The sequence below is a fragment of the Streptomyces sp. NBC_01351 genome, assembly GCF_036237315.1.
Lineage (GTDB): Bacteria > Actinomycetota > Actinomycetes > Streptomycetales > Streptomycetaceae > Streptomyces.
Genome location: NZ_CP108356.1, coordinates 3,362,980 through 3,383,118 on the forward strand (window position 1 = coordinate 3,362,980; position 20,139 = coordinate 3,383,118).

Genomic DNA, 20,139 nt, shown 5'->3' on the forward strand with positions numbered 1-20,139 from the left:
CCCCGAACCCCGGCGGCCCGCGTTCCGGTGACCGCTGTACGGACTGATCCAGCCTCGCCGGCGCTTGAGGCGCGGGGCCCCGGGGGCAGCGCCCCCGGACACGCCAAAGGGCGGCCCCGGCCAAACCACACCGGACCCGCCCCTCAGCGAACCTGCTACCCCTTACGGGAGTAGTTCGGTGCTTCCACCGTCATCTGGATGTCGTGCGGGTGGCTCTCCTTGAGGCCCGCCGAGGTGATCCGGACGAAGCGGCCCCGGTCCTGCAGCTCCGGCACCGTGCGTCCGCCGACGTAGAACATCGACTGGCGCAGGCCGCCGACGAGCTGGTGCACGACGGCCGAGAGCGGGCCGCGGTACGGCACCTGGCCCTCGATGCCCTCGGGGATGAGCTTGTCGTCGCCGCCCACGCCCTCCTGGAAGTAGCGGTCCTTGGAGAAGGACTTCTGCTCCCCGCGGGACTGCATCGCGCCGAGCGAGCCCATGCCGCGGTACGACTTGAACTGCTTGCCGTTGATGAAGAGCAGCTCGCCCGGGGACTCCTCGCAGCCCGCGAGCAGCGAGCCGAGCATCACCGTGTCGGCGCCCGCGACCAGGGCCTTCGCGATGTCGCCGGAGTACTGCAGGCCGCCGTCGCCGATGACCGGGACGCCGGCCGCCTTCGCGGCGAGCGAGGCCTCGTAGATCGCGGTGACCTGCGGGACGCCGATGCCGGCGACGACGCGGGTGGTGCAGATGGAGCCCGGGCCGACGCCCACCTTGATGCCGTCGCAGCCGGCGTCGATGAGCGCCTGGGCGCCGTCGCGCGTGGCGACGTTGCCGCCGATGACGTCGACGCCGGAGTTCGACTTGATCTTGGAGACCATGTCGCCGACCAGCCGGGAGTGGCCGTGGGCGGTGTCGACGACGATGAAGTCGGCGCCCGCCTCGATCAGGGCCTGGGCGCGCTCGTACGCGTCACCGGCGACACCGACGGCGGCGCCGACGAGCAGCCGGCCCTCCTTGTCCTTGGCGGCGTTCGGGTACTTCTCGGCCTTGACGAAGTCCTTGACCGTGATGAGGCCCTTGAGGATGCCCGCCTCGTCGACCAGCGGAAGCTTCTCGATCTTGTGGCGGCGCAGCAGCTCCATGGCGTCGACGCCGGTGATGCCGACCTTGCCCGTGACCAGCGGCATCGGGGTCATGACCTCGCGCACCTGGCGGCTGCGGTCCGACTCGAATGCCATGTCACGGTTGGTGACGATGCCCAGCAGTTTGCCCGCCGGGTCGGTGACCGGGACGCCGGAGATGCGGAACTTCGCGCAGAGCTGGTCGGCCTCGCGCAGGGTCGCGTCCGGGTGCACCGTGATCGGGTCGGTGACCATGCCGGACTCGGAGCGCTTGACCAGGTCGACCTGGTTGGCCTGGTCGGCGATGGAAAGGTTGCGGTGCAGAACGCCGACGCCGCCCTGGCGGGCCATCGCGATGGCCATGCGGGCCTCGGTGACCTTGTCCATGGCGGCGGACAGGAGCGGGACGTTCACGCGCACGTTGCGCGAGATGAGGGAGGAGGTGTCGATCGCGTCAGGCGACATGTCCGACGCGCCCGGCAGAAGCAGCACGTCGTCGTAGGTCAGTCCGAGCGTGGCGAATTTGTCGGGCACTCCGTCGGCGGTCATGACACCTTCCCAAATGGTCTTGCTCAGCGCGGATGTCCATGCTAACGGGATCCCGAGGCGTCTCATTCCACGACCAAGGTCAACCAGAAGTTTCGTAGTTTCCTACGGCGAAACGACAGGCTGAGGGGGGGCGGGGGGGCTACTGCTCGGCGAGCGCGCGGAGCCGGCTGAGCGCCCGGTGCTGGGCCACCCGCACCGCCCCGGGGGACATGCCGAGCATCTGCCCGGTCTCCTCCGCGGTCAGCCCGACGGCCACCCGCAGCACGAGGAGCTCGCGCTGGTTCTCCGGCAGGTTGGCCAGCAGCTTCTTGGCCCACGCGGCGTCACTGCTCAGCAGCGCCCGCTCCTCGGGCCCCAGCGAGTCATCGGGCCGCTCGGGCATCTCGTCGGAGGGCACGGCCGTGCTGCCCGGATGCCGCATGGCGGCCCGCTGCAGGTCGGCGACCTTGTGCGCGGCGATGGCGAAGACGAAGGCCTCGAAGGGCCGCCCGGTGTCCCGGTAGCGCGGCAGTGCCATCAGGACGGCGACGCAGACCTCCTGCGCCAGGTCCTCGACGAAGTGACGAGCGTCACCCGGGAGCCGTGAGAGCCGGGTCCGGCAGTAGCGGATCGCGAGCGGGTGCACGAAGGCGAGCAGATCGTGCGTGGCCTGCTCGTCGCCCTCCACGGCCCGGCGAACGAGCGCGCTGACGCCCCCGGCACTGCCACCCTTGGCAGCACCGGTGGAGCCTGTGACCGCGGGGGACCCCGGGGTCTCGTCGTCGCGCATCAATCCATGGTGCCTTGGTGCCGGGGCTTCCGTGGCACCGCGGCCCGTTTCATGCGTCGAAGCGTTATGAGCGGGTGCGCCTGAACTCATGCTTGCGCCCTCCCCTCCCGCTCGGCCGAATGGTCCCCGAGGACGGGAACCCCACATTTCCAAGAATGCGGCACACCCTCAAGGATGCGGCATCGCGCACGAAGCGACACGTCCCCCGGATTGTGCCCCGCCAACCCCCGGGTGCGCACCGGGTACGGCGGGGCTCACGATCGTCGGTCGTCGGGTCGAGTCAGCGCACCAGACCCCAGCGGAACCCGAGCGCCACGGCGTGCGCGCGGTCCGAGGCGCCGAGCTTCTTGAACAGCCGGCGGGCGTGGGTCTTGACCGTGTCCTCGGAGAGGAAGAGCTCGCGCCCGATCTCCGCGTTGGACCGGCCGTGGCTCATGCCCTCCAGCACCTGGATCTCGCGCGCGGTGAGCGTGGGCGCGGCGCCCATCTCGGCCGAGCGGAGCCGGCGCGGGGCCAGTCGCCAGGTCGGATCGGCGAGTGCCTGGGTGACCGTGGCCCGCAGTTCGGCGCGCGAGGCGTCCTTGTGCAGATAGCCCCGGGCGCCGGCGGCGACCGCGAGGGCCACGCCGTCCAGGTCCTCGGCGACCGTCAGCATGATGATGCGGGCGCCGGGGTCGGCCGAGAGGAGACGGCGCACCGTCTCCACACCGCCGAGCCCGGGCATCCGTACATCCATCAGAATCAGATCGGAGCGGTCGGCACCCCAGCGGCGGAGGACTTCCTCGCCGTTGGCAGCCGTCGTCACACGCTCGACGCCGGGCACGGTGGCAACCGCGCGACGGAGCGCCTCTCGGGCAAGCGGGGAGTCGTCGCAGACGAGGACGGAAGTCATGACCGCCCTCCGCAGCTGCTGATGCGCGTCACCTTGAGCCTCCAGGCTGGTACGTATCGTCACCTGTGCGGTCGATGTCCTCGGACACCTGTCCGGGAACTTCTTGGTTCAACCGCCTTCGCACTCTCAACGATGGTCACTCGAAAGAGTTACGGGTCGGACGGACACCTTCGGCACTCTACGTGAGGAACCGATCACGACACGGGCGCCACAAGCCATCTGTCCTCCATCTGGAGCTATGCCCTATTTGGCGGCTTTCCTTCCCTTTGGCGCATGTCTGAGGCTAGATTCCCAATGAGTCATATTTACATCTACTACGACAGTAGGTGTGGAGACATGGACCGTATCCGCCTCAGTACCGGCACCAAGAGGACTCCCAATGGCAGATTTCTCCCGCCTCCCCGGACCGAACGCCGACCTGTGGGACTGGCAGCTGCTCGCCGCCTGCCGCGGGGTCGACAGCTCCCTCTTCTTCCACCCGGAAGGTGAGCGGGGCGCGGCCAGGAGCGCGCGCGAGGCCTCGGCTAAAGAGGTCTGCATGAGATGCCCGGTGCGTTCGGAATGCGCCGCGCACGCACTCGCCGTCCGCGAGCCCTACGGGGTGTGGGGCGGCCTCACCGAGGACGAGCGCGAGGAACTGATGGGCCGCGCCCGGCATCGCCTGATCCCCGCGTCGAGTGCGATCGGACCGATCGCGCCGCACTGACGGCCCACGAGACGAAACGTCCGAAGGAACGTTTCTTCGAATCGGGCGGATCCACCGATTCCGCCACGCCCCCTCCGAAAGACCGCCCCCGCCCGGGCGTGTCGCGACTCGCGGCCGCACGTCACGCGTTCGGCCGTACGCAGCGCATCCGCGTGCGTACGGCCGGCGCGTGGCGGCCGGCGCGCGGCGGTCAGCGCCTGGCCGCCCGCTCCAGCTCGGCCAGGGTCGCGGCCACGGCCGGCACCCTGGCCAGGTCGGGCAGGGTCAGCGCCACGACCTCCCGCTCGACGGCCGGCTCCACGGCCAGCGTGGACACGCCCTTGGCGCGTACGGACTCCACCGCGAGCTCCGGCAGCACCGCCACGCCCAGCCCGGCGCCCACGAGGCCCACCACCGCCGGGTAGTCGTCGGTGGCGAAGTCGATGCGCGGGGTGAAGCCCGCGCCCTCGCACACCTCCACCAGATGGCGGCGGCAGCGCGGGCAGCCCGCGATCCAGGGCTCGTCGGCCAGCTCCGCCATGCCCACCCGCTCGGCCCCGGCCAGCCGGTGCCCCTCGGGAACCAGCCCGACGAGCCGGTCGGTGAGCAGGGGCCGCACCACCAGGTCCTCCCACTCGGCGGCCGACCCGGCCGACCCGCCGTACCGGAAGGCCAGCGCCAGGTCGCAGTCGCCCTCGCGCAGCATCTCCACCGAGCGCGGGGGCTCGGCCTCGACCAGGGAGATCCGGGTGCCCGGGTGTTCGGCCCGCATCGCCGCGAGGGCGGTCGGCACCAGCGTGGAGCTGCCACTGGGGAAGGACACGAGCCGGACCCGGCCCGCGCGCAGCCCCGCGATGGCCGCGACCTCCTCCTCGGCCGCCGTCAGCCCGGCCAGGATCCCGGCGGCGTGCCGGACCAGGGCCTCACCGGCCTGGGTCAGCCGCATCTCGCGGCCGGTGCGGATGAGCAGCGGGGTGCCGGCCGACTGCTCCAGCGCCTTCATCTGCTGGGACACGGCCGGCTGGGTGCAGCCCAGTTCGCGGGCGGCGGCGGAAAAGGACCCGGTTCCGGCGACAGCGCGCAGAACTCGGAGATGACGAGCCTCGATCACACCTTGAGCATAAGGCCGGCTTTGACCGTCGCGCGAATATCCCCGTGACGCTTTGGGGCCGTTCGGTTAGCGTGTCCGCATGGGCCCCATGCATCTCCTCTCCGTGAACCTCGGCCGCGCGACGGCCGTCGACTACACCGACGCAGAAGACGGGCTGACGGGCCACGGCAAGCGCCCGGCCCCCGGGCCGGTCCGCGTCTTCGCCCCCGGCCCCAAGGCCACGGGCCACGGCAGCGGCCTGGAGGGTGACGCCGTCTGCAACCGCCGCCACCACGGCGGGGACCACCAGGCCGTGTACGCGTACGCCCGCGAGGACCTCGACCGCTGGGAGCGCGAGCTGGGCCGCGAGCTGCCCGCCGGGCTCTTCGGCGAGAACTTCACCACCTCCGGCGTCGACGTGAACGACGCGCTGCTCGGCGAGCGCTGGCGGGTCGGCGCGGACCTCGTGCTCGAAGTGGCCTCGGCCCGCATCCCGTGCCGGACCTTCCAGGGGGCGCTCGGCGAGAGCTCCTGGGTGAAGCGGTTCACCCAGGCCGGCCGGCCGGGCGCGTACCTGAGGGTGATCGAGGAGGGCCGGGTCTCCCCCGGCGACCCGATCGAGATCCTCCACCGCCCGGACCACGACGTGACGGTTTCCCTCTGGTTCCGCGCCTTCACCACCGAGCGCGACCTGCTGCCGCGCACTCTCGCCGCCGGCGCCGCGATGGAGCCGGAGGCGCACGAGCGGGTGCGGAAGCACGTGGAGAAGTACGGGGCGGACAACGGGGCGAAGTAGAGCCGTCATCCGGGGCCGCTAGGTTGCGCCTATGACGACTGCGTTGATTACGGGATCCACTGCGGGCATCGGCGCCGCCTTCGCCCGGCGGCTCGCCGCCCAGGGGCACAACCTCGTGCTCGTGGCGCGCGACACCAAGCGGCTCGGCGAGCAGGCCACCGAACTGCACGACCGGCACGGCATCGAGGCCGAGGTGCTCACCGCCGACCTCTCCACGGAGGAGGGCATCGAGGCCGTCGAGGCGCGCCTCGGCGACCGCAAGCACCCGGTCGACCTGCTGGTCAACAACGCGGGCTTCGGCAACAAGGGCCGCTACCTCGAAGTCTCCATGGCCGACGAGCTGACAATGCTGAAGGTGCACGTCGAGGCGGTGCTGCGGCTGACCTCGGCCGCCACCGAGTCGATGCGCTCGCGCGGCCGCGGCGGCGTGATCAACGTGGCCTCGGTCGCGGCCTTCGTTCCGCGCGGCACCTACGGGGCGAGCAAGGCCTGGGTCGTGCAGTTCACCCAGGGCGCCGCGAAGGACCTGGCCGGTTCCGGGGTGCGGCTGATGGCGCTGTGCCCGGGCTTCGTCCGGACGGAGTTCCACGAGCGCGCCGGCATGGGCACGGACAACATCCCGGGCTGGATGTGGCTGGACGCCGACAAGCTGGTGGCCGCCGCCCTGGCCGACCTGGCGCGGGGCAAGACGGTCTCGATCCCGGACCCCCGCTACAAGGCGCTGATGGGCGTGGTGAAGCTGACCCCGCGCGGGCTGCTGGGCGGGGTGTCCTCGCGTACGGGGCGCAAGTACGGACCCCAGTGACAAACCGGGCCGAATGGGCGAACTCTCCCTAAACTGGATGTGCCCCATCCAGCCCGGGAGACAACCATGACATTCGTACAGATAGTCGATTACGAGACCAAGCAACCCGAGGCCCTGAACGCGCTCCTCGACAAGTACGTCGCGCAGAGCCAGGGGAAGCGCACGGTGACCCACAGCATGGTGGGCAAGGACCGCGAGTCCGAGAACCACTACGTCGACGTGGTCGAGTTCCCCTCGTACGAAGAGGCCATGAAGAACTCGAGCCTCCCGGAGACGGACCGAATGTTCAAGGAGATGGTGGCCCTCTGCGACGGGATGCCCACCTTCACCAACCTCGACGTCGTCCGCGACGAGCACCTCAACACCCTGATGGTGAACCGGATGTACGACGAGCTCGCGATGAAGGGCGACATGTCCGTCGCCGAGCAGATCTTCGCGTCGGACTACCGCGACCACGACATCAGCAACCCCGAGGACAAGATCGGGCCCGCGGGCATGCGCGAGGACGTGGGGATGTGGCGGGGCGCCTTCGACTTCACCTTCACGCGGGACGCCCAGATGGCACAGGACGACTACGTCACCACCCTGTGGACCTGGACCGGCAAGCACAAGGGCGAGTTCATGGGCATCGCCCCGACCGGCAAGACCTGCACAATGACCGGCACGACGGTCTTCCGATGTCAGGACGGAATGATCAAGGAAGGCTGGTGGCACTACGACGCCATGGGCCTGATGCGCCAACTGGGCGCCATGTAGCCGCCCAGAGCCCCCAGACACGGGAAGGCCCCGCTCCGCAGATGCGGAGCGGGGCCTTCCCCATGCGTGGCGCGATCAGTGGCTGTGGCCGTGACCGTGGCCGTGACCGGCGTCGCCCTCGTCCTCGGCCGGCTTCTCGACGACCAGGGTCTCGGTCGTGAGCAGCAGGGAGGCGATGGAGGCGGCGTTCTCCAGCGCGGAACGGGTGACCTTCACCGGGTCGATGACGCCGGCCTTGACCAGGTCGCCGTACTCGCCGGTGGCGGCGTTGAAGCCCTGGCCCTTGTCGAGCTCGGCGACCTTCGAGGTGATGACGTAACCCTCGAGGCCGGCGTTCTCGGCGATCCAGCGCAGCGGCTCGACGGCGGCGCGGCGCACGACCGCGACACCGGTGGCCTCGTCGCCCGACAGGCCGAGGTTGCCCTCGAGGACCTTGACGGCGTGGACGAGCGCGGAGCCACCGCCGGAGACGATGCCCTCCTCGACCGCGGCGCGGGTCGCCGAGATGGCGTCCTCGAGGCGGTGCTTCTTCTCCTTGAGCTCCACCTCGGTCGCGGCGCCGACCTTGATGACGCAGACGCCGCCGGCGAGCTTCGCCAGACGCTCCTGCAGCTTCTCGCGGTCCCAGTCCGAGTCGGTGGACTCGATCTCGGCCTTGATCTGGTTGACGCGACCGACGACTTCCTCGTGGCTGCCGCCACCGTCGACGATGGTCGTGTCGTCCTTGGAGATGGTGACGCGGCGGGCGGAGCCCAGTACGTCCAGACCGGCCTGGTCGAGCTTGAGGCCGACCTCCTCGGCGATGACGGTGGCACCGGTGAGGGTGGCCATGTCCTGGAGCATCGCCTTGCGACGGTCACCGAAGCCCGGAGCCTTGACGGCGACCGCGTTGAAGGTGCCGCGGATCTTGTTGACGACGAGGGTGGAGAGCGCCTCGCCCTCGACGTCCTCGGCGATGATCAGCAGCGGGCGGGAGCCGCCGGCCTGGATGACCTTCTCCAGCAGCGGCAGCAGGTCCTGGATGGACGAGATCTTGCCCTGGTTGATCAGGATGTACGGGTCATCGAGGATGGCCTCCATACGCTCCTGGTCCGAGACCATGTACGGGGACAGGTAGCCCTTGTCGAAGGCCATGCCCTCGGTGAACTCCAGCTCCAGGCCGAAGGCGTTGGACTCCTCGACGGTGATGACACCGTCCTTGCCGACCTTGTCCATCGCCTCGGCGATGAGCTCGCCGACCTGCTGGTCCTGCGCGGAGAGCGCGGCCACGGCGGCGATGTCGGACTTGTCCTCGATCGGGCGGGCGGTCGCGAGGAGCTCCTCGGACACGGCCTTGACCGCGGCGTCGATGCCCTTCTTCAGGGCGGCCGGGGAAGCGCCGGCGGCGACGTTGCGCAGACCCTCGCGGACCAGCGCCTGGGCCAGCACGGTGGCGGTGGTGGTGCCGTCACCCGCGATGTCGTTGGTCTTGGTCGCCACCTCCTTCACGAGCTGGGCGCCCAGGTTCTCGTACGGGTCGTCCAGCTCGACCTCGCGGGCGATGGTGACACCGTCGTTGGTGATGGTGGGAGCGCCGAACTTCTTGTCGATGACGACGTTGCGGCCCTTGGGGCCGATCGTCACCTTGACCGTGTCGGCAAGCTTGTTGACGCCGCGCTCGAGGGCGCGACGGGCGTCCTCGTCAAACTTAAGAATCTTCGGCATGGGAGCGGTTCAGCCCTCTCGTTGCGATCCCCGGCCGCTCACCGCGACCGCCTAGAACGAACTACGCCCCTCGCCGCCCGGCATCAGCAGGGGTGACCAGGGGCGTAGCTCAAAGCAAAACTGGAGAAGTGACTTACTTCTCGACGATCGCGAGCACGTCGCGGGCCGAGAGGACGAGGTACTCCTCGCCGTTGTACTTCACTTCGGTGCCGCCGTACTTGGAGTACAGGACGACGTCGCCGACGGTGACGTCCAGCGGGAGACGCTGGCCGTCCTCGAAGCGACCCGGGCCCACGGCAAGGACGACGCCCTCCTGGGGCTTCTCCTTCGCGGTGTCCGGGATGACCAGGCCAGAGGCCGTGGTCTGCTCGGCGTCGAGCGGCTGGACCACAATGCGGTCCTCAAGCGGCTTGATGGCAACCTTGGAGCTGGTGGTCGTCACGATCCGACCTCCCCCTTCGGAGATCCGGGGTTAACTGTCTGAGGTGGCGACCAGGTCGATCCGTCGTCGCGGGTGCCGGATCTGCCTGTCGCTGTGTTGGCACTCACCAGGGGCGAGTGCCAGATGTGACACTATTCCGGCGATTAGCACTCGGTCAAGCGGAGTGCCAATTCTCGCCGTCGGGCGTTGCGCGGATCGCGCCCCCGAACCCCGAAAACCAGGGCGTACACGCGTTCGGGATCATTACGCTCACACCATGACCACGACCAGCCCGGGCCGCCCGGACGGCTCGCGCGTGCGGTGGCGGCGCGCGCTCCCGATCGCCGTCGGCCTCGCGGCCGGGACCTACCTGCTGTACGGCGCCGTGCCGCGACTGGTGACCCAGCTGACCGGGGTGGAGGGCAGCTTCCGGGCGGAGCACTGCCGGGAGGCCCCGTACCAGGCGGGCGAGCGGGCCCTCACCTGCGCGGGGAGCTTCACGGCGGCCGACGGCTCGTTCACCCTCGCGAGCGTGGAGGTCGACACCGTGTTCGAAGCCCGGCCGACCGGGCCGGTGTCCGTCGTCGTCGGCGGCCCGGGCGCCGGTACGGCCGTACGGACGAACGTGCTGGTCTGGCTGGGCCCGGGGGCCGTCGGGACACTCGCCCTGATCTTCCCGATCCGGGCGGCGACCGCGGCCGTACGGGGCCGAGCCAGGCCACCTTCCAGGCCGGTCGGCGTTTGAGGAGCCGCACCCGACAGGCAGCATCAGCCGAAAGCCAGCCCCGCCGGCGATTGAGGCGCGGGGTCTGGGGCGGAGCCCCAGGAGCCGAGGCGCAGCCCCCGCCGCACCGCCGCACCGCCGCCCGCGGCTGCCACACCGCCACACCGCCGCCCGGCCGCCCCGCCGCACCGCCGCTGAGCTGAGTACCCGTACTCAGGCGGCGAAGCCGCCCCCGGCGGGACACTGCGGGGCATGACGAACGACTCGGCACCACCCACGCCAGGGCGCGACCGCGCGCCCCTGCACTGGGGAGCGGACCTCGTCCTGGCCCTGATCACCGGCGCGGGCCTGACCCTCGTACTGGCCCTCGGCCTCCTCTACGCCTCCGCCACGGAGTTCGGGCTGCTCGAACCCATCGAAAGCTCCGCCCACCAGTGGCAGGGCATCCCCCTCACCGCCGAGGTGTTCCTCTTCGTCGGCATCCTGTGCGCGGTCGCCACGCTGGCCGCCCTCGGGTTCCGCAGTCGGCGCGCCCCGTTCGGCACGGCCGTGCACGGCCTGGCCTCCGTGCTGCTGCTCGGACTGATGCTGATCATGGCGAGCGCCTCGTACGAGGCCACCCACCCCCGGGAGACCCGGCCGGACCCCGCCTCCACCGAGCCGAGCCGCCAGTGCCGCAGCGGCGGCGACAACAGCGAGTGCCCCGGGGGCTGACCCGAGCCGTACGGCTTCGGCAGGAGCCGCGAGGAACCATCAGGAGGACATCAACGTCGTAGATGATATGAAGATAAAGCGCCTCATTGCCGACCAGATCGGACCGAAGGCATCCGGATCCCCGACCACACCGCCCGAGGCGCCTTCACCCTCGACCCCGGCTGCCCCGACTGCCCCGACTGCCGGTGGCGGCATCCCGTGCGTGGACTGAAACCCGTCACCTCGGCCGGCGCGCGCCGCCGTACCGAGGCGCTGCTCCTCGTCTTCGTCATCGTCATCGCCGTCTTCGGCCACGCCGCCGCGGGCCTCGCCATGAACGACGAGCTGCCGCCCAACCTCGCCGGCTTCACCATCAGCATGACCCTGCTGTCGCTGGTGGGGCACTTGGGCGTGCGCCGCTTCGCGGCCTGCGCGGACCCGCTGATCTTCCCGCTCGCCATGCTGCTGACCGGGCTCGGGCTGGTGCTGCTGCACCGCCTCGACCAGGGGTACATCGAGCGGTACAACTCGGACGCCAACGCGCCCGGGCAGCTGCTGTGGACGGTGGTCGGCGTCGCGGCGTGCCTGCTGGTACTGGCACTCCTGCGCGACCACCGCCTCCTCCAACGCTTCATCTACATCACGATGGCGGTCGCTCTCGTCCTCCTGATCGCACCGGCCTTCTTCGGCGCGGACACCTACGGCGCGAAGCGCTGGATCAAACTCTTCGGCTTCTCACTCCAGCCCGGCGAGTTCGTGAAGATCATGATCGCGATCTTCTTCGCCGGCTACCTGGTCATCCACCGCGACTCCCTCGCCCTGACGGGCCGCAAGTTCCTCGGCATCCGCCTCCCGCCCATGCGCCAGCTCGGCCCGATCATCACCGTGTGGATCGTCTCGATGCTGGTGCTGGTCTTCGAGCGCGACCTCGGCACCTCGCTGATTTTCTTCGGCGTCTTCGTGGTGATGCTGTACGTGGCCACCGAGCGCACGAGCTGGATCGTGTGCGGTCTGTTCATGGCGGCCGTGGGCGCCTTCGCCGTCGGCTCCACCGAACCCCACGTCAAGGCGCGCGTGGCTGCGTGGCTCAACCCGCTCTCGTACTACTGGGAGGTCCGCCCGCCCGGCATCACCTCGGACCAGTCGGCCCAGGCCCTCTTCAGCTTCGGCACGGGCGGCATCACCGGCACCGGCCTCGGCATGGGCCACCCGGAGCTCATCGCGTTCGCCGGCCGCAGCGACTTCATCCTCACCACCGTCGGCGAGGAACTGGGCCTGGCCGGCGTCATGGCCGTCCTCCTCCTCTACGCCCTCCTCGTACAGCGCGGCCTGCGCATGGCCCTCGGCGCCCGCGACCCCTTCGGCAAACTCCTGGCGGTGGGCCTGGCCTCGGCGCTGGCCCTGCAGGTCTTCGTGGTGGCGGGCGGCGTCACGGGCCTGATCCCCCTGACGGGCAAGGCGCTCCCGTTCCTGGCGAAGGGCGGCTCGTCCCTCCTGGCCAACTGGATCATGATCGCCCTCCTCCTCCGCATCAGCGACAGCGCGGAACGCCAACGCGAAGCGGACGCCAGAGGCCCGGCGGAAACCACGATCACGCCGGTGGGGGCCGGGGTCGGGGCGGGGTCGGGCGGGGTCGGGGGTTGGCGGGGCCTTCACTGACCGGAATCAGAGAAGGCTTGGGGGTTTCCCGTCAGTCTCATCGTCCTTCCGCGTCGGGCCGCCCTGTCAAGGGCGCTCACTGCGTTCGCGTCGCTGCGCGACGGCCTTCGGCCGCCCTTGACAGACCGTCCCGCCACGGAAAAACGAAGACTGCCGGGAACCCCCCAAAAGAACGGGCCGGGCCAGAAGACAAAGGGCGGGGCGGCCAGGAATGTCCGACCCTGCTCCGGTAGGGGGCAGGCCCCAGCCCGGGCCCGTCAGCCCCGGCTCTGAACCGGGCAGGCGGCCAGCCCTCGCCAAACAGCGACCACAAACACCCCAGCCCCCGACAGGCGCCACACATCGCTACGCGCTCCTCGAAGACGGCGTCTGCGACGGTCTTGGGCTGGACATAAGCCGCCACAGATCGCTACGCGCTTCTCGACGACGGCGACTGACGGCCGTCAGTGGCTGGTCATAGGCGCGGACATCCTGTTCCGCCCACTAAGAGCGCTGCCACCAACGGCGCGGAGGCTTCTCGCTGCGCTGCTCGGCATGGGCCCGGCGGCCAGCCTCGGCAGCCTCTGGGGCGTCGTACGTCTGGGAGATCACTTCGATGCGCCCGGTGGAATGGTCGATCCGGACGGTGTCCAGGCCCATCCGGTCGAGGTTGGCGATGTCCGCCGCGTGGGTGACCTGGTGGAGCGCGAGAGCCGAGATCATAGGGTCCTCCTCGCCGATCGTCAGCTCCTCGTTCAGCAGGGCCTGCATGAAGCGTTGGGAGGCCGACGACGGGAGCTCGTCGTCCACGACCATGTGCACCATGAGGCTCTCGCTGCCGGTGTCCAGCCAACGGGCCTGCGAGACCCAGACGCAGTGGATGTTCGGGAACTCCCGCAGTCGGCGGGAAGACGCGTCCCGCAGGGCCACGGCGAGTGGATGGGTGGACCAGGTCAGCTTGAGCCGCTGCCCATTGCCCTGCTGACCCCGCTGGGCCATGGCATCGAACAGCCACGGGAGCGGGATGGCGACGGACGAACCGTCCGAGGCGAACAGCAGCAGGTGTTCCGCGCCGACCTGCCGGGCGATGTCCATCAGCCGCATCGCGTCGCAGTAGACGGTGCCGGCGGCATCCGGCAGATGCTCGGCGCAGCACGCCTCGCTGACGCAGGCGGGCAAGGTCGGAGTGCCGTTCTCGGCGTGCAGCAGGAGGTACAGGGAGCCGTCGTCGCGCGCGGGCACGAACACGCCCTGGTCGATCACGGCAGTGAGGACCCGTTCCGCACCGGTCTCCGATATGCCCTTGCCCTGAAGATCGGCCAAGGCCGCGTCGAGTATCACCTGGCGATCGTAGGACACGGCAGATCCGGTGAACCGTCTCCGGAGGACCTCGCCCAAGCTGTCGGCCGGATCACCGCATTGCGGAGGTGCGCAGGGCTGTGGTGATCTGCGCGGCGTCGGCGAGGGCGGTGGGATCGACGATACGCAGCACACCGAATGTGGTGGCATCGCTCCACACGCACACCGATTGGTCGCCATCCGGGCCTGTCACGTATCCGCAGCTCAGGCCGCCGCCAGCCTGACCGGGATCGAACTTCGCTACATCACGCGCCTTAGCGCCGGCGAAGAAGCCCTGGAATTCCTGCGAGATGGATTGGGTGTTCTTCTCATCCTTCAGGGTCGGATCCCACTCGGTGCTTCTGGCCATGAAGACAGCGTGCACGTCCTCGTCTCCGTGTTTGTCGTAGTACCAAGCCCTCAGACCCTGCGGCTTGGACCGGCCCGCCAGCACGGCGGTCTCAGCCCGTTCGGCAGCCTCACCGGTCATCAGCCGGTAGTCCCCGAAGCTGTCCGGTGCGGTGATCGAGCTCGGCTGGTGCAGTGCCGCCTCTGCGCCGCCAGGCGGCGCCGTTTCCGAAGCCCGCGGCTCCGGGTTGTAGGCGATCACGGCCTGCACGACCGCCGCGGCGGCTATCAACAAGGTCACGGCGATGGTGAGCTTGCGCCGCTTGCCCTCCAGGCGAGCCGTTTCGGCAGGGTCGCCGCCATACGGGGTCGACGGGGCGCGCCACGAGGTACTGAGCTTCCAGAGCAGGGTGATGGCGACCGCGGCGATGAACAGCACGCCGGAGACTTGGCCGAGGGCGAAGCTCTGTGACGTGGTGTCCACGGAGAGGGAGATCATGCGGGCGATCGTATGTGCGCTCGAACGACCCGTAGATCACGATCCGACATCACGCCGTGCGTAGTGGCGCAAGTAGTCACGCAGCTGCGGTTCAAGCCGGGACCGGCCACCGTCGTTGACCGCACGCCAGAGCCGATTCTCGATCCAGAAACGACGAGCGAACTCTTCGAAGGATGGTGCGCACCAGAGGATTGCTCCGTCGTCGAGATCGGTCTCTTCCCCGTCGCGCTGTGCCTCGTATTCGTAGTCGACACCAGAGTGCACTACGAATGCCTCACCTGACGGACGCAGGTAGAGGTACCAAATGACGCAGTCCTGTTGGTCCCGCAGGAACCGCACGAGGAAGGCACCGGCCTCGATCGGACTGGGCAGCGGCTCCGAAATGTCCGTCCAGCAACCGGTCACGGATACCTCGTCCAGCGCGCGGTACAGATTGGAGCTGCTCTGGAAGGTGACGAAGTCCCCTGGCAGTGTCAGGCCCTTGGCTGCCAAGTCCTCTGCCAAGCCGTTGAGCTTTGCGACGTGTTCGGGATCAGGTTCCCCTGCACCACCGAGCCATTGAAACAGGCCGGTGAATTGGGAGGAGTCAAGCGGCGGCAGACTCTCGTAGGGATATTGCTCGTAGGTGTAGCGGCAGACTCGGTACTCACCGAGGTCGGTGGCACACCACGCAGCATCGAACCCGGCCGGGGCCAAGTCGGCCCCTGATCGTTCACCAGGCATCGGCTCCCCCTTGATCAGTGCAGCGGAGTTGTCGGCACCAGCATCACACTGGCTACTGACAACGCCGTCTCCCACTCAGTCGTGACACCGGTCAGAGCGGACCCACCTGCTCCTAGGCTCCGTGGTCGCCGTCGTCAGCGGACGACCGGGCCACGGCCGGCTCGCCAATCGTTGATGCGCTTACGGATGCTGGGCAACATCGGCAGATCGACGATGGCCTCGGGGGCGAACCACGCCACCTCGAACGACTCGTCGGATGTTCGAAGCTCGCCTCCGGTAGGACGGGCGAGAAGACAGATCGAGAATTCCTGCCGGACTTCGCCGTCGTCGTACGCGAAGACGTGTCCGGGGTTGGTGTACGTCCCCACGATCCCGGTGATCTCGACCGTCATGCCGGTCTCCTCGAAGGTCTCCCGAACCGCACAGTCACCGATGGACTCTCCCAGCTCCATCTTGCCGCCGGGGAGAGCCCACATCCCGTTGTCCGTGCGCCTCTGCAAGAGCACCCGGCCGTCTTCATGGACGACGACCGCTGAGGCAGCAGGGACCAGGCTGTTCGCTTTGGGCGCTTGGGGATCGTCCTCGTAGTCACGCCTGGCCATGTTTTCTCGTCTCCCGAATGTCGCGTCCTCGGCTCCACAGCTCTTCGACATGGGCACCGAACCGGTCGAACATCCCGTCCGTCTGCCTGCGCCGTAGGTGCATCATCGGTGAATCGTGTCCAACCCTGCGGGCCAGGATTGGGGTAACGATCATCTCGTCATCAAACCGAAAGACGGAAAGGTTGACGTGACCGGTCTCGAACCGGCCCTCGATACCGCTGACGTCACGCAGTTTCTCCAGCTCGCTCAATGTCACGGCGATGCGGGTGGACAGCGTCAGCGGTACGCCCTCTTCGGCTTCCCTTGCCGTGGTGACCGGGCTGCTCGGGTCACCGATCAAGAACCGCACACGGCATCCGCTCTGGGCCTTGCGCCGCAGGGCAGATGCCAGGTTCGCCTGCTCCAGCCACAGGAAGTAATTGGTGTACCCAGCGAATACCAGCTCACGCTGCGCCTTCGTCACCAGGGACTTCCACAGGCTGGCCGGCGCAGCCGAGCGGTAGGGGAAGACCTGGACTATCTCTCTGTCCGGCCCGGTGGTAAGTGCCGACCGAACGGCGTTGGGCCACAAGGCTGTTTCCTCCTCACCTAATACCTCGCAGGCCACCCATCGGTGACGGGCATGAGGAATGCGATTCGACTCAGTGATCCACCGACCAACCGTCTTCGCATCGACCCCGCAGGCTTCTGCGAGCTGCATTTCGGTCATCTTGGCATGCGCCATTGCTCGCCGGAGCGCGTGGTTCATAGTTCGCCTCCACGGACCGTTGTGGACGGAACGAACCGTAACGGCGGAACGTCCCAAACGTCCCGAGAACGCGGTACCAACGCTCGAACGAGGGACAGAACATCGGTGCATGCCTGGTCAATGGCACCGAACGGTGCTCAGGACCAGGAGTTGACCCAAACGACCGTGAAGGCCGTTTCATGGACCTCGCAAGAAACCGGGAGGACGCGATGGCGACCACCAAGGAGACGGTGACGGGCCAAGGCCCGTGGGAATACGTGACCTACGCTCCGCCCGGGAATCGCTGCTCGGAGTGTCGCCGAGCCATCAAGCCCTTCGACGTCGTCCGCCGAGGGGCCATGGAGCGGCCCTCTGGCCCTCACGTCGTGCTCTACAGGCACGAGGGCAAGTGCCCCGGTCCGAACGTGGCCGCCTGATGGACATGGAGACCTGGCGAGACGGCCGAAGCCGGGCCACCGACGCCACCGAGGCCATACGGGCCGCGCTCGCGGCCCTCGGCGTCGCCGAAGCCGCGTGGAGCGGCGTCCGCCCGTTGGTCACACAGACCGGCAGGCCTTACGTCGACCTCGGAACGCTCAGGGCCGAAGTGGTGGAGCAACTGGCGGAGGCCCTACGAAGCAAGTGCCACTGACGGCCGTCGGACGCCGTCGTCGAGAAGCGCGTAGCGATCTGTCGCGGCTATGACCAGCCACAGACTGCTACAGACGCCGTCGTGGAGGAGCGCGTAGCGATTTGTGGCGCCTGTCGGGGGCTGGGGTGCTTGTGGTCGCTGTTTGGCGATGGCTGGCAGTCTGCCCGGTTCGGTGAGCGGCCTGGGAGGGCCCGGGCTCGGGCCCGCCCCCTCGGAAGGGGGTCGGACATCCCTGGCTGGCCCGTCCATCTCTTTTGTCCCCCGGCCCGTTCTTTTGGGGGGTTCCCGGCAGTCCTTGTCTTTCCGGGGCGGGGCGGTCTGTCAAGGGTGGCCGAAGGCCATCGCGCAGCGACGTGACGACGAAGGAGGAGCGCCCTTGACAGGCCGTCACGACACGGAAGGACGATGGGACTGACGGGAAACCCCCAAGCCCTCCCTGATGCCGCCCGGTGAAGGTCCCGCCACACCCCCGACCCCGCCGTACAGGACGGCCCCGCCGCTCCCCACCCCCGAGGGGCGGGTGGGCAAACACGGGCCCGGAGCGGGGCCCGAGGGGGGAGAAGTCCCGCGCGCGCGTGAACCCGTACCCCCACCCCCGCCCCCCTACAAGTAGTCCTCCAACCGCCCTATCCGGTAGCCCTGCTCCTGGATGCGTTGGAGCATGCGGGTCGTCATCTGGACTTCCGTCGAGCCCTTGAGTTCGGATGGGCCGCGGAAGTGGGCCAGGATGATGTCGCCCGGTTTGAGGGCGGAGCCGTCCGCGTACTGGAAGTTGTTGATCTGCATCGAGACCCGCCACAGCAGCAGGGACGAGACTCCGCACTCCGAGGCGGCCCGGAGGGTGTCGTCGTTGTAGTTGCCGAAGGGCGGGCGGAAGAACGGCGGGCGCCGGCCGAAGCGCTTTTCCAGGCGCTCCTGTTGGCCGCATATCTCGTTCTTCTGCGCCTCGTAGGAGAGGGTCCGCAGGTTCGGGTGGGTCAGGGTGTGGTTGTTTATGGTGCTCGCGGAGCCGTTGTCGCGGAGCTGCTCGAAGTGGCCGTAGTCCGACGAGGCCACGCTGTCCGTCAGGAACATGCTGATCGGCAGTTTGAGATCGGCCGCCATCTTCAGGAACTCGGGGTCCTTCTCGGCGCCGTCGTCGAACGTCAGGAAGACGACCTTGTCGTCCGCCGGGACGGGTATTCGGTCTATCACCGGGACCTTGCCCGGGGCCGCCTTCGGGATCTCCGGTTTCCGGGCGGGCTTCGGCGCGTACTGGACGGGGGCGGTCAGGCCCCATTTCCTGTACGCCTCGTCCGATGCGGTGTCCGACGCGGTGTCCGATGCCGCGTGGGAGGACGACGTGCCCGGCGAAGGGGCGGCCGGGCCGGTGCTGGAGCCGGCGCCCTTCGTCCCCTTCGCCGGGGTCTCCTCCGCCGTCTTGCGGCCCAGCCTCTCGATGGGGTCCACGCTGTCCCCGCACCCCGTCAGGGACAGCGCGAGCGCGCCGGCTGCGAGCGTTCCGGCTACGAACCGGCGCGCGTGCATCACAAGTAATCCTCCAGCCGAGCCACGGCATATCCCTTGTCCGTGACGGTCTTCATGACCTGACGGATCATGTCAGGCATCGTCCCCTTCCAATCCTCCTTGCCCCGGAAGTGAGTGAGGATGATGTCGCCGGGGTGCAGATCGCGGTCCCATTCCCGGTAGTCCATCCGGTTCGTGAACGCCTCGGCGTTCCACAGCGGGACCGCCTTGATGCCGCAGGACTTCGCCGCGCGCAGGGTGTCCTGGTTGTAGTTGCCGTACGGCGGCCGGAAGAGGGTCGGGCGCTTGCCGAACTCCTTCTGGATGGTGTCCTGCTGGCCGCAGATCTCCTGGCGCTGCTTTTCGTACGACAGGCCGGGCATGTAGCGGTGGTTGAGCGTGTGGTTGTTGATGGAGACGCCGGCGGCCTGCATCTCCTTGAAGTACCGGTAGTTGTCCTTCACGACGTAGTCGCTGAGGAAGGCCGTGTACGGGATCTTCAGCTCCTGCATCATCTTCAGGAACTCGGGGTCCTTCTCCGCACCGTCGTCGATGGTCAGGAAGACGACCTTGTCCTCCGTCGGGATGGTGGTGAAGACCGGCGGGTACTCCTCCTGGTCCTCCACCTCGAAGCCGTCGCGGGTGGTGATCTCGGGCTTCTCCTTCGGCGCCGCCGGGGCGGTGAGCGGCGGCTTCGTCAGGCCCCACTTCTTCGCCGCGACGATGCGTGCCTGCTGGGCCGCCTTCAGCCGCTCCGCGTACGTGCCGAGGGCGCCGGCCGCGCCCGCCGCCTCGGCGCCCTTCGCGGTCTTGGCCTTCTCCGCCTTGTCCGCCTCGCCGGAGTCGCCGGAGCCGCCGGAGCCGCATGCCGTCCCGAGGGCGGCGACGAGCAGGGCGGCCAGTGCCACCCGGAACCGGCCGTGCGGGATCGCCGCGCGCCGGTGACCGTGTTGCGTCTTATCTTCCTTTTGTCCGACTAGCTGCATAGCTGCGCATACTGGCACCCGGCACCCGGTCTCCCCGGAAGACACCGCGACGCGGCCGCGCACCTTCCTCCGAGTGGCCCACACCGGCCCACACCCGTCGTCGCCGACACCCGTCGCCGACAATGGGGAC

General features: G+C 68.9%; 21 protein-coding genes. 8 read left to right on the forward strand and 13 right to left on the reverse strand.

Translation table 11 applies throughout. From position 1 onward, the window contains the following. Positions 1-155: 155 nt before the first annotated feature. The 3 genes from guaB to OG625_RS15080 form a co-directional block, all read right to left on the reverse strand. Positions 156-1,655, reverse strand: coding sequence for an IMP dehydrogenase (gene guaB / locus OG625_RS15070; protein WP_329380531.1), 1,500 nt, complete (start codon positions 1,653-1,655; stop codon positions 156-158). Between the two features lie 139 nt (positions 1,656-1,794). Then, positions 1,795-2,424 carry a sigma-70 family RNA polymerase sigma factor gene (locus OG625_RS15075; RefSeq protein WP_329380534.1) on the reverse strand — a complete coding sequence of 210 codons (630 nt, stop codon included), beginning with the start codon at positions 2,422-2,424 and terminating at the stop codon, positions 1,795-1,797. A gap of 280 nt (positions 2,425-2,704) precedes the next feature. Next, on the reverse strand, positions 2,705-3,316 hold the full coding sequence (locus OG625_RS15080; RefSeq protein WP_003948568.1) for a response regulator transcription factor: 612 nt from the start codon (positions 3,314-3,316) through the stop codon (positions 2,705-2,707). 379 nt (positions 3,317-3,695) lie between these two features. On the opposite strand from OG625_RS15080, the gene OG625_RS15085 reads away from it, so the two are divergent. Beyond that, complete coding sequence (locus tag OG625_RS15085; RefSeq protein ID WP_030027725.1) at positions 3,696-4,022, forward strand: WhiB family transcriptional regulator; 327 nt, start codon at positions 3,696-3,698, stop codon at positions 4,020-4,022. A gap of 190 nt (positions 4,023-4,212) precedes the next feature. Here OG625_RS15085 and OG625_RS15090 read toward each other — a convergent pair whose 3' ends face one another. Next, positions 4,213-5,112, reverse strand: coding sequence for a LysR family transcriptional regulator (locus tag OG625_RS15090; RefSeq protein WP_329380539.1), 900 nt, complete (start codon positions 5,110-5,112; stop codon positions 4,213-4,215). Between the two features lie 88 nt (positions 5,113-5,200). Between OG625_RS15090 and OG625_RS15095 the strand changes: the two genes are divergently transcribed. The 3 genes from OG625_RS15095 to OG625_RS15105 all read left to right on the forward strand — a co-directional run bounded on the left by OG625_RS15095 (position 5,201) and on the right by OG625_RS15105 (position 7,448). Then, on the forward strand, positions 5,201-5,887 hold the full coding sequence (locus tag OG625_RS15095) for an MOSC domain-containing protein (protein WP_329390692.1): 687 nt from the start codon (positions 5,201-5,203) through the stop codon (positions 5,885-5,887). Positions 5,888-5,918: 31 nt separating this feature from the next. Further along, positions 5,919-6,692 carry an SDR family NAD(P)-dependent oxidoreductase gene (locus tag OG625_RS15100; RefSeq protein ID WP_329380542.1) on the forward strand — a complete coding sequence of 258 codons (774 nt, stop codon included), beginning with the start codon at positions 5,919-5,921 and terminating at the stop codon, positions 6,690-6,692. A 66-nt stretch (positions 6,693-6,758) separates the two neighbouring features. Beyond that, complete coding sequence (locus OG625_RS15105; protein ID WP_329380545.1) at positions 6,759-7,448, forward strand: ester cyclase; 690 nt, start codon at positions 6,759-6,761, stop codon at positions 7,446-7,448. Between the two features lie 75 nt (positions 7,449-7,523). On the opposite strand, the gene groL is transcribed toward OG625_RS15105, so the two are convergent. Beyond that, positions 7,524-9,152 (reverse strand): chaperonin GroEL, encoded by a 1,629-nt coding sequence (groL, locus tag OG625_RS15110; RefSeq protein WP_329380548.1) that lies wholly within the window; start codon positions 9,150-9,152, stop codon positions 7,524-7,526. A gap of 133 nt (positions 9,153-9,285) precedes the next feature. After that, positions 9,286-9,594, reverse strand: coding sequence for a co-chaperone GroES (gene groES, locus OG625_RS15115; protein ID WP_008739621.1), 309 nt, complete (start codon positions 9,592-9,594; stop codon positions 9,286-9,288). A gap of 256 nt (positions 9,595-9,850) precedes the next feature. Between groES and OG625_RS15120 the strand changes: the two genes are divergently transcribed. From OG625_RS15120 to OG625_RS15130, 3 genes are all read left to right on the forward strand, one after another. After that, on the forward strand, positions 9,851-10,318 hold the full coding sequence (locus OG625_RS15120) for a hypothetical protein (protein ID WP_329380551.1): 468 nt from the start codon (positions 9,851-9,853) through the stop codon (positions 10,316-10,318). Between the two features lie 231 nt (positions 10,319-10,549). Continuing rightward, positions 10,550-11,011 (forward strand): DUF6234 family protein, encoded by a 462-nt coding sequence (locus OG625_RS15125; RefSeq protein WP_329380554.1) that lies wholly within the window; start codon positions 10,550-10,552, stop codon positions 11,009-11,011. 198 nt (positions 11,012-11,209) lie between these two features. Beyond that, complete coding sequence (locus tag OG625_RS15130) at positions 11,210-12,649, forward strand: FtsW/RodA/SpoVE family cell cycle protein (RefSeq protein ID WP_329380557.1); 1,440 nt, start codon at positions 11,210-11,212, stop codon at positions 12,647-12,649. 483 nt (positions 12,650-13,132) lie between these two features. Here the strand turns inward: OG625_RS15130 and OG625_RS15135 are convergent, their stop codons facing one another. From OG625_RS15135 to OG625_RS15155, 5 genes are all read right to left on the reverse strand, one after another. Beyond that, entirely contained in the window at positions 13,133-13,969 is an 837-nt protein-coding gene (locus OG625_RS15135; RefSeq protein WP_329380560.1) for a hypothetical protein, read from the reverse strand. A 70-nt stretch (positions 13,970-14,039) separates the two neighbouring features. Continuing rightward, positions 14,040-14,813 carry a hypothetical protein gene (locus tag OG625_RS15140; protein WP_329380563.1) on the reverse strand — a complete coding sequence of 258 codons (774 nt, stop codon included), beginning with the start codon at positions 14,811-14,813 and terminating at the stop codon, positions 14,040-14,042. A gap of 36 nt (positions 14,814-14,849) precedes the next feature. Further along, positions 14,850-15,536, reverse strand: coding sequence for a hypothetical protein (locus OG625_RS15145; RefSeq protein WP_329380566.1), 687 nt, complete (start codon positions 15,534-15,536; stop codon positions 14,850-14,852). 134 nt (positions 15,537-15,670) lie between these two features. Next, positions 15,671-16,138, reverse strand: coding sequence for an NUDIX hydrolase (locus tag OG625_RS15150; RefSeq protein WP_329380569.1), 468 nt, complete (start codon positions 16,136-16,138; stop codon positions 15,671-15,673). Further along, the gene (locus OG625_RS15155) at positions 16,125-16,886 is read right to left on the reverse strand and encodes an XRE family transcriptional regulator (RefSeq protein ID WP_329380572.1); all 762 of its coding nucleotides are present in this window, start codon (positions 16,884-16,886) and stop codon (positions 16,125-16,127) included. The genes OG625_RS15150 and OG625_RS15155 overlap by 14 nt, the downstream gene beginning before the upstream one ends. 421 nt (positions 16,887-17,307) lie before the next feature. On the opposite strand from OG625_RS15155, the gene OG625_RS15160 reads away from it, so the two are divergent. Then, on the forward strand, positions 17,308-17,517 hold the full coding sequence (locus OG625_RS15160; protein ID WP_329380575.1) for a hypothetical protein: 210 nt from the start codon (positions 17,308-17,310) through the stop codon (positions 17,515-17,517). 603 nt (positions 17,518-18,120) lie between these two features. On the opposite strand, the gene OG625_RS15165 is transcribed toward OG625_RS15160, so the two are convergent. Next, complete coding sequence (locus OG625_RS15165; RefSeq protein ID WP_329380578.1) at positions 18,121-19,044, reverse strand: polysaccharide deacetylase family protein; 924 nt, start codon at positions 19,042-19,044, stop codon at positions 18,121-18,123. Beyond that, entirely contained in the window at positions 19,044-20,009 is a 966-nt protein-coding gene (locus tag OG625_RS15170) for a polysaccharide deacetylase family protein (protein ID WP_443067719.1), read from the reverse strand. The genes OG625_RS15165 and OG625_RS15170 overlap by 1 nt, the downstream gene beginning before the upstream one ends. Positions 20,010-20,139 lie beyond the last annotated feature (130 nt).

Bases quoted from the DNA above. Each gene is read 5' to 3' on its own strand.
- OG625_RS15170 (WP_443067719.1), bottom strand. From the start codon at position 20,009: ATGCAGCTAGTCGGACAAAAGGAAGATAAGACGCAACACGGTCACCGG.
- OG625_RS15160 (WP_329380575.1), top strand. From the start codon at position 17,308: ATGGAGACCTGGCGAGACGGCCGAAGCCGGGCCACCGACGCCACCGAG.
- OG625_RS15155 (WP_329380572.1), bottom strand. From the start codon at position 16,886: ATGAACCACGCGCTCCGGCGAGCAATGGCGCATGCCAAGATGACCGAA.
- OG625_RS15075 (WP_329380534.1), bottom strand. From the start codon at position 2,424: ATGCGCGACGACGAGACCCCGGGGTCCCCCGCGGTCACAGGCTCCACC.
- guaB (WP_329380531.1), bottom strand. From the start codon at position 1,655: ATGACCGCCGACGGAGTGCCCGACAAATTCGCCACGCTCGGACTGACC.
- OG625_RS15145 (WP_329380566.1), bottom strand. From the start codon at position 15,536: ATGCCTGGTGAACGATCAGGGGCCGACTTGGCCCCGGCCGGGTTCGAT.
- groL (WP_329380548.1), bottom strand. From the start codon at position 9,152: ATGCCGAAGATTCTTAAGTTTGACGAGGACGCCCGTCGCGCCCTCGAG.
- OG625_RS15100 (WP_329380542.1), top strand. From the start codon at position 5,919: ATGACGACTGCGTTGATTACGGGATCCACTGCGGGCATCGGCGCCGCC.
- OG625_RS15080 (WP_003948568.1), bottom strand. From the start codon at position 3,316: ATGACTTCCGTCCTCGTCTGCGACGACTCCCCGCTTGCCCGAGAGGCG.
- OG625_RS15150 (WP_329380569.1), bottom strand. From the start codon at position 16,138: ATGGCCAGGCGTGACTACGAGGACGATCCCCAAGCGCCCAAAGCGAAC.
- OG625_RS15105 (WP_329380545.1), top strand. From the start codon at position 6,759: ATGACATTCGTACAGATAGTCGATTACGAGACCAAGCAACCCGAGGCC.
- OG625_RS15165 (WP_329380578.1), bottom strand. From the start codon at position 19,044: ATGCACGCGCGCCGGTTCGTAGCCGGAACGCTCGCAGCCGGCGCGCTC.
- OG625_RS15125 (WP_329380554.1), top strand. From the start codon at position 10,550: ATGACGAACGACTCGGCACCACCCACGCCAGGGCGCGACCGCGCGCCC.
- OG625_RS15120 (WP_329380551.1), top strand. From the start codon at position 9,851: ATGACCACGACCAGCCCGGGCCGCCCGGACGGCTCGCGCGTGCGGTGG.
- OG625_RS15085 (WP_030027725.1), top strand. From the start codon at position 3,696: ATGGCAGATTTCTCCCGCCTCCCCGGACCGAACGCCGACCTGTGGGAC.
- OG625_RS15140 (WP_329380563.1), bottom strand. From the start codon at position 14,813: ATGATCTCCCTCTCCGTGGACACCACGTCACAGAGCTTCGCCCTCGGC.
- OG625_RS15095 (WP_329390692.1), top strand. From the start codon at position 5,201: ATGCATCTCCTCTCCGTGAACCTCGGCCGCGCGACGGCCGTCGACTAC.